This window comes from Candidatus Peregrinibacteria bacterium (assembly GCA_016699145.1).
Lineage (GTDB): Bacteria > Patescibacteriota > Gracilibacteria > UBA1369 > 2-02-FULL-48-14.
This window is the reverse complement of sequence record CP064962.1, coordinates 1,237,385-1,253,713: the sequence shown is the minus strand read 5'-3', so window position 1 is coordinate 1,253,713 and position 16,329 is coordinate 1,237,385. Positions and strand designations below refer to the sequence as shown.

The following is a 16,329-nucleotide window of genomic DNA, read 5'->3' as shown; positions in this document are numbered from 1 at the left end:
CCATGTCTCATCTGCCCAAAGTCGCGTTCGTCCATGATTTTTTACTACGGCCTGGAGGTGCCGAACGTGTGCTCAAAGTATTGATGGAGCTTTACCCCGAGGCGCCCGTTTACACCTTGCTTTACGATGAGAAAAAAATGGGGCATTTGTTCCCTCGCGAACGAGTGAAAACTTCATATTTGCAAAAATTTCCTCGTTTTTTGCCAGGCATGCACAAACTCTTGTTTCCGCTGATGCCGGGCGCAATGGAGCGTTTGGATTTCAGCGATTACGACGTGGTGGTTTCCAGCTCCAGTGCTTATGCTCATGGCGTGGTGACCAATTTGGAAACTCGACATATTTGCTATTATCACTCCCCCATGCGCTATGCCTGGGATTACACCCATCAATACCTCAAAGAACAGCAACTGGGCATGATTGGAGAAAGTGTGGTCAGTGGCCTTTTGCATGAGGTTCGCATGTGGGACTATTTGGCGGCAAAGCGAGTGGACCTTAAACTGGCCAATTCCAAGACCGTGCAAGATCGCATTCGCAAATATTATCGTGAAGATTCGCTAGTGATTCATCCGCCCGTGGACACGGAACGTTTCCGTCCGCATAAAAAAAATGAGGGCTATTTTTTAATCGTGTCTCAGCTCACAAAATACAAGCGCATTGATCTGGCTGTGGAACTTTTCAACCGAATTGGGAAGCGGCTCGTGATCATTGGGCAGGGGCCGGATGCGAAGCGGCTGCAAAGCATGGCGGCGAACAATATCGACTTTTTGGGCTATAAATCGGATGACGTGACCAAAGAATATTTTGAAAATTGTCGAGCCTTTATTTTCCCTGGGGAAGAGGATTTTGGCATTGCACCGGTGGAGGCCATGGCCTGTGGCAAACCTGTTCTGGCTTATCGAAAAGGAGGATTGACTGAAACCATGATCGAAGGCGTGACGGGTGAATTTTTTAATGAACTCAGCGTAGAGAGCATGGAAGCGGGGCTCACTCAATTGCTGATCCATGAAAAAGAGTTTGATGCCGAAAAGATTGCTAAACACGCGCAGCAGTTTTCAGAAAAAGCCTTTAAAAAAGCCATGAAATCCATGATTGAACATGCTAAGCTGGAGGCATGACTGCTCTTTATCGTAAATATCGACCTCAACGTTTTGAAGACCTTGTGGGGCAAACCCCTATTCGAGTCACTTTGTTGGAAGCCCTTAAGCAGGGTCGCCTTTCTCATGCCTATTTGTTTTCGGGTCCTCGTGGTACAGGCAAAACTTCGACCGCGCGGCTCGTGGCCAAAGCCATTCAATGTGAAAGTCGTCTGGCCAGCGGAGAACCTTGTGGCACATGCGAGATTTGCCAGCTGAATGCCCGCAATGAGTTGGTGGATTTAGTGGAAGTGGATGCTGCCAGCAATCGTGGAATCGATGAAATTCGTGACCTACGTGAAAAAATCCGTTTTGCTCCCACTCGGGCCAAGTCTAAAGTTTATATCATTGATGAGGTGCACATGCTCACCAAGGAAGCCTTCAATGCTCTTTTAAAAAGCTTGGAAGAACCTCCTCCGCACGTCTATTTTATTTTAGCGACGACAGAAATTCATAAAATACCCGAGACGATTTTGTCGCGCTGCCAACGTTATGATTTCAAGCGCATTTCTGAACGCGATATTGTGTCGCATTTGGAAGCTGTGGCAAAAGAAGAAGGGCGCGACGCGGAGCGGAGCGCTTTGGAATGCATTGCAAAAGTTGCCGATGGAGGCATGCGTGATGCGCTCTCTTTATTTGAACAACTGTCTAACGAACCTGTGACGCTCGCTTTGGTGCAAGAGCGCTTGGGGCTGGTCGGTCATCAATACTGCGAAGAGCTGTATGGCGCTTTAGGCAGTTGCGATGCTTCAAAAGCTTTGCTACTCATTGAAAATTTGTATAAAGAAGGTATGGATTTGCAGGCCTTTACTGTGGCATTTTTAGGACTGCTGCGAAAGAAATTGCATGAGGCTGTGGAGCAAAAAAAGACAGCGGTGTTGCCAAAGCTTTTGGAATGGATTCAACTGTTTGACGACGCCTGGATCAAATTGAAACGAGCCAGCATTGCCACTTTGCCTTTAGAAATTGCTGTGGTGCGCGCGACTCATCATCCCGAGGCACAAAAAGAGGAAGGCCCCCGCCCGGTCACGGCGGAAGCTCCGAAGGGTGAAATGTTTTTGCATCGAGAAGCTTTGATCCAGCAGTTGCCTAAAGTTTATGCCATGCTCAGCAATCCAGCTTTGCGCGTCTCTTTTCAAACGGGAAAATTGAAAAAAATGGAGGAACAATCTTTGACCTTTGGCTTCACTTCAGAATTTCATTTGAATAAAAGTCGAGAGCCTCAAAGTTTAGTCACCATTGAAAATGCGTTTAAGGCCGTTTTGGGACATGAAGTGAAACTTTTTTTGGAACTTGATAAAATGCTCGATGATCCTCTGGGTTGGGAAACGGTAGAAGAACCTCTGTCTTCCAGTGCATGAATTACACTTTAGAAAATGTTCGAGCCGCCTTTGAAAAGTTGGGCGGCCTCTCCATTCCCATGGTGCATATTGCCGGCTCCAAAGGCAAAGGAACCGTGGCCACTCTGCTCGCTAAAATCATTGAACTTCATGGTGAGAGAGTTGGACTTTTCACCTCCCCGTTCATTGAGGACGAATGTGAAATGGTTGCGGTGAATGGCGTGAACATTTCATCGGAAGATTTCGAGCGGCTCAAAGAAAAAATTGTAGAAATAGGGCCTCTACTCAGCGTTTTTGAAGTGCAAACTTTGGCGGCTTATGAATATTTTAAAGAGCAAAATTGTGAACTTTTGGTGGTGGAGTGTGGGCTGGGAGGACTCCACGATGCGACCAATGTCGCGACGCAAAAAGCCTTGAGCATTTTGACCCATGTGGAATTGGAACATCAGGAACAATTGGGGGACACGCTCGGTGAAATCACTCGTCAAAAACTGGGTATTTGCCGAAAAGGTGTGCCACTGATGACCGGTGTTCAACAAGTTCCTGAAGTTTTTGCCGAGATTGAACACAGCGGTTACGAGGTGCAGATTGCTCCTGCTTTTGAGCTGGGCAATCATCATCCTGAGAGTGTGGGGCTTGCTGCTTCCGCCGCCGATTTTTTGGGTTACTCGATGGACAGTGTCATTGAAGAAAAACTGGCTCACTTGCTTTTGCCCGGACGATTTGAAGTGGCGAAGCGAGGGTCTCAGGTCGTGATTTTAGACGGTGCCCACACTTACGACAGCGTGCAATTTGTGCTGGAGCAAGTGCAGGATTTTACGCGTCGTGAAAAGTTGCCAGAGCCTCACTTCGGCATCCACTTTTTGAAGGATAAAAATCCAGATTTGTGGCGACTTTTTCCTAGGCAGCGAAGTCATTGGATTGAACTGCACGATGAACGCGCGGGCCTTCAGCCCCCGGATTTGTCTTCCGCTTCCATCCCTGAACTTTTGAAAGAAGTTCCTTTTGTGGTTTTTGTGGGGTCTTTCCGTTTGATGAAAGCGGTTCGACAGGTTTTATGAGCTGGCTTTTAAAGCTTCATCCGAGCTTCCCATTCTTCCTCGCTTAAAATAGCCACGCCCAAGTTTTTGGCTTTTTCAAGTTTGCTGCCGGCCTCCTCGCCCGCAAGTAGAAAATCGGTTTTGGAACTGACGGCACTGCTCACGTGTCCGCCAGCTTTTTCAATTTGTAATTTGATTTCTTCACGTGGACGAGTCAGCGTGCCGGTGATCACAAAAGTTTTGCCCGCAATTCCTTCTACACGCCCTCCTTCCTCCGGCCAAGTGAGATGGAGTCCCACCGTAGTGAGTTTGTCGAGCAAGTCTGAGTGGCGCGGCTGAGCCATCCATTCCACAATGCTGTTTGCAATGCGCTCTCCAAAACCCTGAACATCTTCCAAATCGGCTTGGCTGAGCGACTGTAACCATTCTTTCAACTGTGTCGGTGAAAATTCTGCTTTTCCTCCTTCTGGATTTTCCTCTGCGTGTTTATTTCGAAGCCATTCACTGAGGTCTTTAGCCACCTGCTCGCCTACGAAACGAATGCCGAGTCCATAGAGAAAGCGGGGCAATTCAATGCGACGTTTTTCCTCCAATGCCGTGAGGATGTTTTGCGCTTTTTTTTCTTTAAAGAGAGGCAATTCCAGCAACTGCGCTTCGGTGAGAGTGAAGAAATCGGCAAGGTCATGGATGAATCCGAATTCGAGCAAAGCATCCACCACTTTTTCTCCGAGGGTGTCGATGTCGAGGGCGTGTTTGGACACAAAATGGATGAAGGCTTCTCGTTTGCGGCCCGGACAATCTGTGTTGGGGCAACGGCGTACGGCTTCGCCTTCGGGGCGAATGAGTTCGGTTTCACACAGTGGACAATTCTTTGGAAAAGCAAAAGCCTGGCTCTGCGAAGGACGTAAATTGTGCAGCACCTCCACCACTTCTGGAATCACATCCCCGGCTTTTTGAATGATCACGGTGTCCCCTATTCGCACGTCTTTGCGCTGAATTTCATCTTCATTGTGAAGAGTTGCGCGTGAAACGGTGGAGCCCGCCACAAAAACAGGACGGAGTTCAGCCACCGGCGTGGCCGCTCCGGTGCGACCTATTTGAACCGTGATGCCTTCCACCACGGTTGTGGTTTGGGCCGCCGGAAATTTATAAGCAATGGCAAAGCGAGGACTTTTGGCGGTCCATCCTAAGAATTCTTGTTTCTTTTTTTCGTTGACTTTGAAGACCACTCCATCGATTTCATAAGGCAATTGGTCTCGCTGCTTTTGCCATTTTTCCAAATAGGCAAGACTGGCTTCGGCAGAATCGTGCACTTCGTAGCCCTTGTTCACTGGTAAACCGAGTTTTTGAAACCACTGCAAAATGCCCTCTTGGGTTTCGGGCACCGCTGCCGTGCTGGAGCCCAATTCGTAACAATACATTTGTAAATCGCGACTAGCGGCAACTTTAGGGTCGAGTTGACGCACCGTGCCTGCGGCGGCATTTCGAGCATTGGCAAAACCTTCTGCTCGCAGCGGTTCAAAGCCTGCTTTTGGAAGGATGACTTCGCCCGAAACTTCAAGATCGATTTCCTCAAAAAGGCGCAGCGGTAGATTTTTGATGGTGCGGATGGAATGAGTCACTTCCTCCCCTTCTTCTCCGTTTCCGCGCGTGAGTGCTTTCACCAGTACTCCTTTTTCGTACCACAGCGTGATGTTGAGTCCATCGAGTTTCAATTCTGTGATGAGGGGTGTTTTGTCCTCTCCGAGGACTTCGCCCACTCCTTTTTCGACTCGTTCTTCCCACTCTTTTAAATCTTCTACTGAAAAGGCGTCTGCTAGGCTCCACTTGCGGCTCTTATGTTTGACTTTGGGAAAGCGCCCGGAAAGCGCAGTGCCCACCCGTTGAGTCGGGGAATCGGGGGTGATGAATTCGGGGAATTCCGTTTCCAGCGCAATGAGTTCTTTTTTAAGAGCGTCTCGCACGGCTTCTGAAACATGAGATTCGTCCAAAACAAAATATTCATGGTTCCTTTGCAAAATTTCTTTTTGGAGCTGGTGGATGCGCTGTTTTGCTTCTGCTTTATTCATCCTTTTCAATTTAGCTTATTTTTGATATAATTTGTAGATTTATTCATTCTTCACGCGTATAGTTCGCTTATGGATTCTACCACGCCTCCTCCCGCCAATGGCTCGGGAACCCTCCTGCGGCTTCCGGCTCTGGAAAACAATTCACTATTCCTCCTGTTGTTCTGGAAAAATATCCAGAGCTTGTGGAAATGATCAAAAAAACGGAGTCCATGACAGATGAGGAGCGCGAATACTGGTTTCAGATTTTGCCGATCATGACGGAGGATCAAGTGACGCGTCTCAAGAGTATTTTAGTGGAAGAGGCGGCTCAATTGGCTAAGCTCGACGATCAATATCAGTCGGATCTGACGAAGCTCAATCAAAAGCACCTGGATGAATGGAGCGATTTTCAACGTAAGCAAGACCGTGAGGGACTTGAAAAAGCTGAGGCTAAAGAAGAGGTTTCTGAAGCAGCTGCCCAAGAGGCTTTGCTCAAACAATTGGATGAGCCCAATGCTGCTCCGCCCCCTGCTCCTGCGGTTTAATTCTCATTCAAAACAGCCGTCACCACGAGGCGACGCAAGGTGGTTCCTACCGGAGTGCAGGTGACCAAAGTGAGGGTTTTCCCTTCCCCTTGTTTCAATACACTGACGTCTTTGGGGCTGACTTCTTTGCGTTCAGTTACGGTGTAACGGTACTCGGTTTGATTGTAAGTCACCCAAATTTCATCGCCGATTTTTATTTTGGGTAAAAGAGCAAAGACCGTGTTATAAGCGCTTTGTTCCCAGAGCACGTTGGAGCTGTGTCCGGTCAAAAAAGCGTTCCCTTGCTGGCCGGGCTCTGCGGTGCCCGGAAAATGTACTACGCCTTGAGTCAAAGCGCTGTGGATTTGCTCTTCAAGTGCTGCCCAATCCTTATTTTGAAGGGCGGAAAGGCCCAGACTCGGTTCCACAATGGGGGCATTGATGTCCAAAGTTGGGATTTGGATGCGGTTTTCGTAAGAAACGGGTGCAGCCAAGGGCGGGAGCTCGTAGTCCGCTTGAGGGGCTAGGAGCCGAGGCTCTGTGGCGAGTAAGGCTTCCGATTGGTGTTTTGCTCCTGTCCAGGGGTCGTTTTCTAGAACGGTGAGCGGGGTCAGTGGCTGAGAATTTTGATGATTTTGCCAGTTTTCTTGAAGGCTGGCCAGAGCCATTTTCCCGTAGGCCGGTGCGTTGGTCAGCGTGAAGAACAATAAAAAAAGTGCCAGTGCTGTTGTGGCAAAGCGCCTTAAATTTTCAAAGGAAGAACGGTGAGTGGGGAACTGTGCATTCCACTGCACTTTTTCGTGAGCCAAAAGATCCAAACGCAGATGATCGGCTTCTTCGGCTTTAAGCCCTTTTCTGTCCACTTGGTGGGCCCACTGTTGTATTTTCGATTGAAGGGAATTCATGGCTCTGTTTTATCCCTCAATTATAGCAGAAAAAAGGGAATTTTACCAGATGATAAGAGCTTGGATTTCAACGGAATAAACCCACAATAACTGTAAGGCTAGCGAGAAATAGCAGACAGAGTAGGTAGGTCTTTTTTTCTCGTCTGGCCTGTTTATCTAGATCGTATTTACTGGAGATCTCTTTGAGGCGCGTGAAAAATCTTTCTGAATTCGGCTCCAAATTTATTTCTCCAGCCATGTAAAGCAGGCGTTCCAACTCTTGTGCGCAATGATAGTTTTTATAAGTGGGCACGAGCTCGTAGAGCATCAAAAGAAGCAGTTCAATCGCAAACGGTAGCATGAACAATCGAATAAAAAGATTGATGATGCTCACTACAGAAGGTTCGTCGCCCAAAGCTCGCGCCATTAGAATTCCACCTGCAACGAATCCACTGATGAGAAAAAGATTCGACAGATGGTAAGCCCATCCCAGCTTTTCTAGCTCAACCGATTTTGGACTTGGACGTTTTAATGTCGCGAGTCGTTCCTTGATTTTTTTGCGGTATTTTGGATTCTTGCGAATAATGGCGGGAGCCATAATAGAAGCGGCCGCTATGGCATCACCGGACAAGATCCTTTCAATTCCCATGCTGCTATTCTATACCATCATGATTCCCCCTCCAACGAGTTCCGTGCCCCGGTAAAGTACGAGTGATTGGCCAGCCATGATGGCTCGCTGAGGTTCCTTGAATTGGACTTGAAAATTTTTCCCTTTTTGAAGGACATGGCAGGGGGTGAGGCTGCCTTGACTGCGGATTTTGGCTTGCAGTTCTTCAGTGAGGTCGGGAGGCGTGCCTGCTAAAAAATTGGCCTCACGCAAGGACACAGATTCCACTAGAAGATCTTCCTGAGAACCCACAATGAGCACATTGCGAATGGAATCTGCTTTTTGAACGTAGAGCGCGGCCCCTCCTCCCACGCCGATGCCTTTGCGCTGCCCTACGGTGTAAAAAGGCAGCCCTGTGTGAGTGCCGATTTTCTGCCCGCTGATATCTTCAATGTCGCCCTCTTTAAAATCTTCTCCTGGTTTTAAGTAACGCTTTAAAAATTCAAAATAGGTTTTTTCAGGGTAAAAACACACTCCCTGACTTTCTCGCTTGTTTTTGAGTTCTTTGAGCCCGAATTTTGTCGCCAGTTTTTTAACGGCAGGTTTGTCGTAATCCCCTAAAGGGAAAAGGATTTTCTTCAGTCGCTCTTGAGAAAGATTGTAGAGAAAATATGTTTGATCTTTGGCTTGATCTTTCCCACGGTGCAGTTCCATGAGCTCTTTTTTGGAGATGAGCTTGGCGTAATGGCCGGTGGCTAAAAAATCACAGCCCAATTCCTCCATTTTTTTAAAGAGCACACCGAATTTCACGGTTTTATTGCAACGCACGCAAGGGTTGGGTGTTTCACCTTCACGAAAACCCTCTAAAAAAAAGTCCACTACGTTTTCTTTAAAAACGTCTTCAAAGTTGATGGAGTAAAAAGGGATGTCCAGGCGCTGACAAATGGAGCGTGCCGCCATGAGTGAACCGATGGAGCAGCATTTGTTTTGAGGAAATTTTTTTTTGTCCTCCAGATCAAAGACCGTGGGGTCCGCCCATAAATTCATGTAGACGCCAACACAGTCGTAGCCTTGCTCTTTGAGCAGAGCTGCCACCACTGAAGAGTCCACACCACCGGACATGCCCACCAACACTTTAACTTTTGATTTCATTTTGAATTGATTCCAAGCACCTCTCGACTATAAGATGGAGAATACAATTAGTCAATTTGCATGATGGAACGCCTTGTCAATGCAGCCAAGAGTTATCTTCCCGATTTGAATGAAAAACGTCTGAAGAAGGCTTTTGAGTTTGCAAAAATGGCCCATGGCAGTCAGGAAAGACGAGATGGCTCCCCTTACATCACTCACCCCTGGAGTGCGGCTATGATTTTGACCAAGTTGCATGTGGATGAAGACACGCTCATCGCCTGTCTACTGCATGATGTTCCGGAAGACACCGAGTACAGCATTGAAGATGTGGGTGAACGCTTTGGAAGCAAGGTTCAATTTTTGGTGGACGGCATTACCAAATTGTCTAAGGTGCACTATCGCAACGACATGGAATCCCGGCAAGTTGAGTCGCTTAAAAAACTCTTCATTCACAACGCGCAAGACCCTCGCATCATTTTGATTAAATTGGCCGACCGTTTGCACAACATGATGACTTTGGAAGCCATTTCAAACCCTGAAAAAAGACAACGTATTGCGAAAGAAACCATTGAAATTTTTGTGCCCATCGCGAATTTGTTCGGCATTTGGGAACTGAAAAATCAACTGGAGGATTGGTGTTTTAAAGCCCTGCATCCTGTGGAATATGCCAATATCTTGGAAATGGTGAACGCCTCCAATTATAAGCGACAAAATGTTTTAAAAAAGACCATTCAATCCGTCAAAAAAATATTCAAAGAAAAACACATCGAAATTGTAGCCATTGAAGGACGTGAAAAAAATATTTATAGCATTTATCGAAAAATGCTGCGTTCAGGGAAAAGTTTTCGAGACATTTATGACCTCATCGGTGTGCGTATTATTGTGAAAGACGTAGGCCTTTGTTACCAAGTGCTGGGTGTGATTCATCAAGATTTTCGCCCTAAAATTGGACGTCTGAAGGACTACATTGCCATCCCTAAAAACAATGGTTATCAAAGCATTCACACCACGGTTTTTGGCGTAGATGGCGTGCTTACGGAATTTCAAATTCGAACCTATGATATGCACTTGGAAAATGAATATGGCGTGGCCGCTCATTATTTTTACAGCAATAAAAAGAAAAAAGTCTCCACCAAGACCGATAAAAAATATCAGTGGGTGCAACGCATTTTAGATCTTCAGCGCAGCACTACGAACAATCAAAAATTCATGGAAGATTTAAAGTTGGATATTTTTGAAGACCGCATTTTTGTATTCACACCGAAAGGCGACGTGGTGGATTTGCCGGTGGGTTCGACGGTGATCGATTTTGCTTATCATATTCACAGCGACTTGGGCATGCTTGCGGTGGGTGCTTTGGTGAATGGGAAAAATGCTCCGCTGAGTACTCCGCTCGGTAGTGGAGACACGGTTTTGATTGATACTTCCGAAGAGTCCGAGGGGCCAGAAGTGGAGTGGCTGAACCTTGTGCACACTTCCCTGGCAAAAACGCGTATTCGTGAATTTTTAAAAGAAAAAAATCGTACCGACAGTGTTCAGGCGGGTGAAGAAGCTTTGGATCATGAGCTTAAAGTTTTGGGCGCCGATGGAGTGGAGAGCCTGACCGATCTTCAAAAAGTCATGGCCATTGAACATTTTTCAAAGAGTTCTTGGGAAGAACTTTTAAACGATTTGGGGCAAGGCACTTTGGACATGCGAGACTTGTGGCGAGTGCTGTTGACGGAAGATGAACTCATGGGCCTTCCCCAGGACAATTTGCATCTTGTTCATTTAGAAGTGCAGGGTCAAAATCGTGTCGGTCTCCTCAAGGATTTGACCAGTGTTTTGGTGCGATTGAATGTGAATATCCAAAGCATTTCGGCAGGAGCTGGCAAACGCGACCAGGTGGTGAACATTCAACTCATTTTAGAAATTGAAACCTTGTCTCAGTTTGAACGCCTATTGAAAGAATTTAGAAAAGTGCCGGGTGTTTTGAAAATCATGCGCCTTCGAAATTCTGCACTAGAGTCTCCACATTCAATTCATTCTCATAAAATGCACGACCAATGATGACGCCGCTGACTCCCGCTTGAGCAAGTAAATGGATGTCGTTCGTTTGCGCCACTCCACCCGAAGCAAAAATATTTGCGCTGGAAAAATATTTGGCCTTTTCCATGAGGTCAAAATTGGGATGAAAGAGCGTGCCTTCCGCATTCATATCCTTCACTACGAGATCGCTAAAGCCGAGGCCTTTGAGTCGCTCGCAGAGAGTGGGCACATCGTCGTAATGAAAGGCTTGAATTCCGGCGAGCAGTTTGCTGGGGCCATATTTGGCTAAAGCTTCGACAAAAATGGGTTCAGCATTTTGCCCGAGCACGACTCGGTTGATGCCTTTTTGAAAAAGCAGGTCGAGGGTGGCGAGGTCACGTACGTGCCCGGCCCACCAGAGTTCTCCCTTGAAGGCTGCACGCAATTCAGTGGCATGGTCTTTTTGGTCACCATCTAAATCGACTACAAAAAGCGTTTTGGCTCCTTGGTTCTGAAACCACTGAGCATAGTTTTTTGGCGCCCTGGGGTAGACTTTTTTTTCAAGATTTTCGGTGCCTTTGTACAACGAAACTGCGTGCCCTTTTTGTAAAAATAAATTGGGAATGATTCGCATGGCGTGGGGCTAGGGAACTAGTTGGCAAAGCGGAAATGCATCACGTCGCCGTCTTTCACAAGGTACTCTTTTCCTTCCATTCGCAGCACGCCTTTTTCGCGGGCCTTGGTTTCTCCTTCGCATTCAATGTAATCCTTGCAAGAGATGACTTCGGCCTTGATGAATCCTTTTTCAAAGTCCGTGTGAATCACGCCGGCGGCTTCTGGAGCTTTGGCCCCTTTGCGTACCGTCCAAGCACGAACTTCTTTTTCACCGGCGGTGAAGTAGGTTTGAAGACCGAGCACATCGTAGGCTTCACGAATGACGCGATGCAACCCTGTTTCTTTGAGCCCAAGTTCAGTGAGGTAGGCCTGTGCTTCTTCTTCGGAAAAAGCGATGAGATCCGCTTCGACCTTGGCCGAAATAGGGATCAAGGGTGTGTTTGTAGGAATGGCCAATTCGCTGCGAAGGACGGATTCATTGATGCTGGCCACTTCATTTTCACTCACGTTCACGATGACCATCAGAGGTTTCATGGTGATGAGGTGGAGGTCTCGGAGCAGTTCTTTTTCTTCATCGGTCCATTCCAAAGTGGACAGCCATTTCCCGGCTTCGAGTTCCGGTTTGAGACGTTCGAGCAGGGCGTGGTAAATCACTTTTTCTTTGGCTCCACTGCGAGCGTCTCCAGCCGATTTAATCATGCGTTTTTCTAAGGTTTGAAGGTCTGCCAAAATCAGTTCCGATTCAATGATTTCCCGGTCACGTTTGGGGTCTACTGAGTCATGCACATGGGTGATGTCTTTTTCTTTGAAGTGACGCACCACTTGGGCCACGGCGTGACATTCGCGAATGTGGGATAGGAATTGGTTCCCCAGCCCCTCCCCTTGGCTGGCCCCTTTGACGAGACCGGCCACGTCCACAAACTCAACAATGGCTGGGATGACTTTTTGCGGATTGCAAATGCGCGTGAGTTCTTTGAGTCGTTCGTCGGGTACTTCCACCACGCCGACGTTGGGATCGATGGTGCAGAAGGGGTAGTTAGCGGCTTGGGCGGCCTGACTCTTAGTGAGCGCGTTGAACAGAGTTGATTTCCCCACATTGGGCAGTCCGACGATGGCGATTTGAAGATTCATTTTCGCAAGTGAAATTGGGCCCACTCTAAAGAGTTAGAAAGAAAAGTGCAAATTTGATGTTTTTTTATTTTGTGATATGGTTCTGTCTTATCTTTTTTAGATTTATGGAAGATCGTGCCCCTGATCAGGTTCAAGCTTACTTGGACGCCGTGCTGCCCCATATTCCCAATTCCGTTGTACGTAAAGAGATTGAAACGAATGCTCGAGCTGCTTCAGCAGAGGGCACTCTGTATGGACCTTTTGCTGATAGAAAAGGCCAGGCAAATGGGGTTGCGGCCGAAATGATGAGACGAGCCACTTTGGCGATTCAAAATGGTTTGCCTGATGTTCTAAACTTAGATGTATCTGGTGCTGCGGAAGCGATGGATGTGATGCTTTGGAATTGTGTGGCGACCGATAGAGAGTATCCCTATAAAAGAGCAGTTCAGGATGGAAAGTTGAATTCGACTCGCCGAGCGATTCTTGCTGAACAATTCAGTGCTTCTGAGTTTGTGGATAAATCTCTTGAGATGAGTGAGGATGTGGCTTTGGATCAAGTTCTACGTGCCAATCAGGGGTTTAATGCTTTGCGTGGCAGGCATCCTCAAGGTCAGCGTTTCGTGGCCAATGCCAATTATGCTGGATGGACTCATGAGACCATGACCACTGGAACTGGAATGCTTGAGGATTCTCGTAGTTTAGAGGATATGATTCGACAAGAAGGCACGGGTATGGCTCACTTGAGGGCTTCCAACTTTGTGCTCGGATCTGGGGTGAAAGATTTTGCTGGACAATTTGGCCATGAAGGTTTTACCTGGATCGATTTGGGGAGTGGAACGGGTGCCACGATTGCTGCTGGACTCAAAGGCATTCAGGACCTGGAAGTCCGTCCAAATATGCAATTGGTTGGAATTGAAGGAACTCAAGCGTTTCATGGGGCACTTTTAAGGGATCAAAAAGAGCTTTTTAGCCTTGCAGGGGGACATGCTGAGCTGGATGGGAACTCTAGTTTCATTTTTGCTGATATGGTGGATGGAGTTCAAAGTGTCGTTGGTAATACTCCCATAGATCGCCCTCTTGTTGTGACTGCTAACTTTGCCCTTCATCGCTTGCCCACCACTGCAAAAGCAGAGATTTTGCAAATCTTGGCTGAACGGCCTACGGTAGCTCTTCTTGTTGGAGACTTGCATGTGAACGGGTCTGTCGCCAATCGCCGTTATTTCAATTTTGGCTTCAATGGCCCCAGCAACTGTGGCCACATAGGAACGGGTCAGTTGGCCCGTCAAAACGACTTTGTCCATTTGGATGCTTCTCTGCGAGCTTTGCCTGGCTTGGATCCCGTGCTTCAAAGCTTTGTTCGCAATGGTCCCAGCAATGACGCACATGTGAACTTTTATGGGCGTGGCGTAGCAGTGGATTGGGCTCAGGACTTTCTTGGAGAGAGAATCCTATGATGGAAGAATTTTTGTCCCTCTATTTTTCACCAAACTGGTGAATTCAGCATCCACCTCCATTCCTTCAGGGACTTTAAGCGTATCCCAGCCTGCGATGGTGGCGGCTTTAAGCAAATTGAGTGAGCTTGAGACTCCGATGAATTCTTTGTTTTTGAAGGTGTTTTTGATCACTTTTAAATCGCCTTTTACTTTCATTTTATCTAAATTGATTTCAAAAATTTCGGCGTCTTTTTCAAAATGGCGAAGCTGCTTTACCAGGAGTAAAAAAGTTTCGGGCTGAAGTTTAAGAACGCGCTTTGAATCCACTGAGTGCAATGCTAAAGTAAAAGCCATGGAAAATCTACTGAATGGTTTCATACTTGATTATGGAGAGCTCAGCCTTCGTGTCCTGATCATCTTACTGCTCACCTTGCTTGGGCTCCGAACAGTTCAACGGTATGGCGCTTCTTATTATAAAATTTCCCGCTTTGCTGTTTTGGCGCTTGGACTGGTCTTTGTTCTAAGCAACCTTGGCTTTAACGTTTCTTCTCTACTTACCGGGCTGGGTATTGGAGGTGTGGCTGTGGCTTTAGCGGCACAAGAAACCCTGAGCAATGCCTTTGCTTATTTTTCCATTCTTGCCGATAAACCTTTCCGTGTTGGCGACACTATTAGTTGTGATAAGTATACAGGTGAAGTGCTCTCTATGGGCCTGCGCAGTGTTCGGCTTCGCAGTAAAGAAAAGGCTATGGTGGTGATTCCTAACAAGACTGTGGCTTCTTTACCCATTGAAAATTTATCTCGTTAACTATGCAAAAATTCCAAGCTGCTCTTTTACGTGCTCTTCCGTTGACTCAGGATGTGGTTCAGTATGACTTCTCTTGGACAGACATCGCTGTTGAATTCAAGTCCGGTCAGTTTTTTATGCTTCAAGTGGAAGATGCCCAAGGAAAGGTCAGCCGTGCCTATTCAGTCGCCAGTAGCCCCAGTAATAAAGACTTTTTTTCGCTGTGCGTAAAATTATTACCCGATGGACGAGGATCTGCGCTTCTGAGGGGTTTGAAACCGGGCGAAAGTGCCAGTTTCATGGCTCCTTTTGGGCATTTTTTTGTGAATGATGCGGGTTTTACCAGTGCTAAAGACATTGTTATGGTGGCTACGGGAACAGGTTTAGCTCCGTTCATGAGCATGCTCCCTGATCTGTTTGAAAAAGGTTTTTCTGGCAAAATCGACCTCTATTTTGGAGTGCGGCACGAAGCAGATCTATTTTATGTGGATGAATTGCGAGCGTGGGAAGCGGCGCACTCCCATTTTAAGGCCCATGTATCGCTTTCTCAGCCCAGTGAAACTTGGACCGGTCTCAAAGGTCGCGTCACTGAATTTTTGAACGAGCTTGCCTATGACAAAGTGCAAGTCTACATCTGTGGAAACGGAGATATGGTGAAGGGAGTCAAAACCTCCATGCAAGAGAAGGGTGTGCCCAAGGAAGATCTGCATTGGGAACAATTTACGGCGCTTTAAGCTAGATCCATCAATTGGTAAGAATGCCCCGTCGCCTCAATGAAACGGAGCAAGTCTTTGGCATTTAAAACGAGAGTTGCCGTGTTGACGAGAGGATGAAATTGCACTTTTTCTTCAGCGAAAACTTCTGTGTCTAGACAGACTTTGACTGTTTTTTCCATGTCGTTCATCAGGGCAAAAGGGCTGACGGAACCGGGCGTCACCCCCAAGTATTTGAGCAGGCGATCGGGGGAAGCAAAAGAGAATTTTGTGCCTAAGCTCAGACCCAATTCTTTAAGGTTGAGGCGCTTGTGACCGGCAAGTACCACTAAATAGTGTTCACTGCCTTTGTCATTCCTTAAGAAGAGGCTTTTTGCTTCGATGCCTGGCATTTTCAGACTTTTTAAAATCTCGCACTCCTCAATGGTGAAAACCGGAGGGTGTTCAAACTTCTCGTAAGATATTTGGAGTTCGTCTAGGAGTGCGTAGAGTTTTGACATGGGAGTCGGTAAAAAACCGAGTGGTGCCGCGAGGCGGAATTGAACCACCGACACGGGGATTTTCAATCCCCTGCTCTACCACTGAGCTACCGCGGCACGAGTGTCAGTTTAGTGTTTTTTCCTCGGAAGGCAAGGGGACTTTGGGGGCGGCCGCCTCTAAAAATGCTCTTGCGTAACCCGTTGAAGCGTTCTATACTCCTCCCGCTTTTGATTTATTTATGGCAAAAGGAAAATCTGTTTCGTACGTCTGGATCTGTCAAGGACCCACTGAAATACCTGAAGGTGCCTCTCATGGCAACCATATTGGGGGTTCTGGATGGGCTCAACGTGACAAACTCAAGGATATGAAGCGCAAGAAATATTGCCCTGTGATTCGCAAGGTGGCTATGCACATTGCTAAACCTGTGAAGAAGGGAGGTACCAAGGCGCTTGCTCAGATGAAGTAGTTCTTATTTGG

17 protein-coding genes and 1 tRNA gene are annotated in these 16,329 nt (G+C 47.2%); 9 read left to right on the top strand and 9 right to left on the bottom strand.

The annotated features are described in order from the left end of the window. The first annotated feature begins 2 nt into the window (after positions 1-2). Genes IPG41_06820 through IPG41_06810 form a run of 3 tightly spaced genes read left to right on the top strand, consistent with a single transcriptional unit; the run spans position 3 to position 3,534 of the window. A complete protein-coding gene (locus IPG41_06820; GenBank protein ID QQR54862.1) occupies positions 3-1,115 on the top strand; it encodes a glycosyltransferase in 1,113 nt (370 codons plus the stop codon). Further along, positions 1,112-2,494: a DNA polymerase III subunit gamma/tau gene (gene dnaX / locus IPG41_06815; protein QQR54861.1), complete on the top strand. Its 1,383-nt coding sequence runs from the start codon at positions 1,112-1,114 to the stop codon at positions 2,492-2,494. Before IPG41_06820 ends, dnaX begins: the two co-directional genes overlap by 4 nt. Further along, the gene (locus IPG41_06810) at positions 2,491-3,534 is read left to right on the top strand and encodes a hypothetical protein (GenBank protein QQR54860.1); all 1,044 of its coding nucleotides are present in this window, start codon (positions 2,491-2,493) and stop codon (positions 3,532-3,534) included. The genes dnaX and IPG41_06810 overlap by 4 nt, the downstream gene beginning before the upstream one ends. Before the next feature lie 8 nt (positions 3,535-3,542). On the opposite strand, the gene ligA is transcribed toward IPG41_06810, so the two are convergent. Continuing rightward, on the bottom strand, positions 3,543-5,582 hold the full coding sequence (ligA, locus tag IPG41_06805) for an NAD-dependent DNA ligase LigA (protein QQR54859.1): 2,040 nt from the start codon (positions 5,580-5,582) through the stop codon (positions 3,543-3,545). Between the two features lie 182 nt (positions 5,583-5,764). Here ligA and IPG41_06800 point away from each other — a divergent pair, with 182 nt between their 5' ends. Continuing rightward, on the top strand, positions 5,765-6,106 hold the full coding sequence (locus IPG41_06800) for a hypothetical protein (protein ID QQR54858.1): 342 nt from the start codon (positions 5,765-5,767) through the stop codon (positions 6,104-6,106). Here IPG41_06800 and IPG41_06795 read toward each other — a convergent pair. From IPG41_06795 to mnmA, 3 genes are all read right to left on the bottom strand, one after another. Next, complete coding sequence (locus IPG41_06795; GenBank protein QQR54857.1) at positions 6,103-6,990, bottom strand: class D sortase; 888 nt, start codon at positions 6,988-6,990, stop codon at positions 6,103-6,105. The genes IPG41_06800 and IPG41_06795 overlap by 4 nt on opposite strands. A gap of 67 nt (positions 6,991-7,057) precedes the next feature. Continuing rightward, the gene (locus tag IPG41_06790) at positions 7,058-7,618 is read right to left on the bottom strand and encodes a hypothetical protein (GenBank protein ID QQR54856.1); all 561 of its coding nucleotides are present in this window, start codon (positions 7,616-7,618) and stop codon (positions 7,058-7,060) included. Between the two features lie 9 nt (positions 7,619-7,627). Beyond that, positions 7,628-8,728 (bottom strand): tRNA 2-thiouridine(34) synthase MnmA, encoded by a 1,101-nt coding sequence (gene mnmA, locus IPG41_06785; protein ID QQR54855.1) that lies wholly within the window; start codon positions 8,726-8,728, stop codon positions 7,628-7,630. A 60-nt stretch (positions 8,729-8,788) separates the two neighbouring features. Between mnmA and IPG41_06780 the strand changes: the two genes are divergently transcribed. Continuing rightward, entirely contained in the window at positions 8,789-10,756 is a 1,968-nt protein-coding gene (locus IPG41_06780; GenBank protein QQR54854.1) for a bifunctional (p)ppGpp synthetase/guanosine-3',5'-bis(diphosphate) 3'-pyrophosphohydrolase, read from the top strand. Here the strand turns inward: IPG41_06780 and IPG41_06775 are convergent. Together IPG41_06775 and ychF are read right to left on the bottom strand one after the other, a co-directional pair. Continuing rightward, a complete protein-coding gene (locus IPG41_06775; protein QQR54853.1) occupies positions 10,686-11,348 on the bottom strand; it encodes a hypothetical protein in 663 nt (220 codons plus the stop codon). The two genes, IPG41_06780 and IPG41_06775, sit on opposite strands and share 71 nt — an antisense overlap. 17 nt (positions 11,349-11,365) lie before the next feature. Next, entirely contained in the window at positions 11,366-12,460 is a 1,095-nt protein-coding gene (ychF, locus tag IPG41_06770; protein QQR54852.1) for a redox-regulated ATPase YchF, read from the bottom strand. 104 nt (positions 12,461-12,564) lie between these two features. Here ychF and IPG41_06765 point away from each other — a divergent pair, with 104 nt between their 5' ends. Beyond that, a complete protein-coding gene (locus tag IPG41_06765; protein ID QQR54851.1) occupies positions 12,565-13,893 on the top strand; it encodes a hypothetical protein in 1,329 nt (442 codons plus the stop codon). Here IPG41_06765 and IPG41_06760 read toward each other — a convergent pair. Further along, positions 13,888-14,226, bottom strand: a complete 339-nt coding sequence (locus IPG41_06760) for a hypothetical protein (GenBank protein ID QQR54850.1) — start codon at positions 14,224-14,226, stop codon at positions 13,888-13,890. The genes IPG41_06765 and IPG41_06760 overlap by 6 nt on opposite strands. Between IPG41_06760 and IPG41_06755 the strand changes: the two genes are divergently transcribed. Both IPG41_06755 and IPG41_06750 read left to right on the top strand, forming a co-directional pair. After that, positions 14,225-14,680, top strand: a complete 456-nt coding sequence (locus IPG41_06755) for a mechanosensitive ion channel (GenBank protein QQR54849.1) — start codon at positions 14,225-14,227, stop codon at positions 14,678-14,680. The genes IPG41_06760 and IPG41_06755 overlap by 2 nt on opposite strands. Positions 14,681-14,682: 2 nt before the next feature. After that, positions 14,683-15,393 (top strand): FAD-dependent oxidoreductase, encoded by a 711-nt coding sequence (locus IPG41_06750; protein ID QQR54848.1) that lies wholly within the window; start codon positions 14,683-14,685, stop codon positions 15,391-15,393. Here IPG41_06750 and IPG41_06745 read toward each other — a convergent pair. Then, a complete protein-coding gene (locus IPG41_06745) occupies positions 15,390-15,872 on the bottom strand; it encodes a prolyl-tRNA synthetase associated domain-containing protein (GenBank protein QQR54847.1) in 483 nt (160 codons plus the stop codon). The genes IPG41_06750 and IPG41_06745 overlap by 4 nt on opposite strands. A gap of 21 nt (positions 15,873-15,893) precedes the next feature. Further along, positions 15,894-15,968, bottom strand: a tRNA-Phe gene (locus tag IPG41_06740). Positions 15,969-16,090: 122 nt separating this feature from the next. On the opposite strand from IPG41_06740, the gene IPG41_06735 reads away from it, so the two are divergent. Next, complete coding sequence (locus IPG41_06735) at positions 16,091-16,318, top strand: hypothetical protein (protein QQR54846.1); 228 nt, start codon at positions 16,091-16,093, stop codon at positions 16,316-16,318. Positions 16,319-16,329: the final 11 nt, after the last annotated feature.

What these genes read in the sequence shown, in the direction of transcription:
- IPG41_06795 (QQR54857.1), bottom strand. Translation starts at nt 6,990, where the DNA reads ATGAATTCCCTTCAATCGAAAATACAACAGTGGGCCCACCAAGTGGAC.
- IPG41_06775 (QQR54853.1), bottom strand. Translation starts at nt 11,348, where the DNA reads ATGCGAATCATTCCCAATTTATTTTTACAAAAAGGGCACGCAGTTTCG.
- mnmA (QQR54855.1), bottom strand. Translation starts at nt 8,728, where the DNA reads ATGAAATCAAAAGTTAAAGTGTTGGTGGGCATGTCCGGTGGTGTGGAC.
- IPG41_06780 (QQR54854.1), top strand. Translation starts at nt 8,789, where the DNA reads ATGATGGAACGCCTTGTCAATGCAGCCAAGAGTTATCTTCCCGATTTG.
- IPG41_06735 (QQR54846.1), top strand. Translation starts at nt 16,091, where the DNA reads ATGGCAAAAGGAAAATCTGTTTCGTACGTCTGGATCTGTCAAGGACCC.
- IPG41_06765 (QQR54851.1), top strand. Translation starts at nt 12,565, where the DNA reads ATGGAAGATCGTGCCCCTGATCAGGTTCAAGCTTACTTGGACGCCGTG.
- dnaX (QQR54861.1), top strand. Translation starts at nt 1,112, where the DNA reads ATGACTGCTCTTTATCGTAAATATCGACCTCAACGTTTTGAAGACCTT.
- ligA (QQR54859.1), bottom strand. Translation starts at nt 5,582, where the DNA reads ATGAATAAAGCAGAAGCAAAACAGCGCATCCACCAGCTCCAAAAAGAA.
- IPG41_06755 (QQR54849.1), top strand. Translation starts at nt 14,225, where the DNA reads ATGGAAAATCTACTGAATGGTTTCATACTTGATTATGGAGAGCTCAGC.
- IPG41_06750 (QQR54848.1), top strand. Translation starts at nt 14,683, where the DNA reads ATGCAAAAATTCCAAGCTGCTCTTTTACGTGCTCTTCCGTTGACTCAG.
- IPG41_06820 (QQR54862.1), top strand. Translation starts at nt 3, where the DNA reads ATGTCTCATCTGCCCAAAGTCGCGTTCGTCCATGATTTTTTACTACGG.
- IPG41_06745 (QQR54847.1), bottom strand. Translation starts at nt 15,872, where the DNA reads ATGTCAAAACTCTACGCACTCCTAGACGAACTCCAAATATCTTACGAG.
- IPG41_06810 (QQR54860.1), top strand. Translation starts at nt 2,491, where the DNA reads ATGAATTACACTTTAGAAAATGTTCGAGCCGCCTTTGAAAAGTTGGGC.
- IPG41_06790 (QQR54856.1), bottom strand. Translation starts at nt 7,618, where the DNA reads ATGGGAATTGAAAGGATCTTGTCCGGTGATGCCATAGCGGCCGCTTCT.
- IPG41_06760 (QQR54850.1), bottom strand. Translation starts at nt 14,226, where the DNA reads ATGGCTTTTACTTTAGCATTGCACTCAGTGGATTCAAAGCGCGTTCTT.
- ychF (QQR54852.1), bottom strand. Translation starts at nt 12,460, where the DNA reads ATGAATCTTCAAATCGCCATCGTCGGACTGCCCAATGTGGGGAAATCA.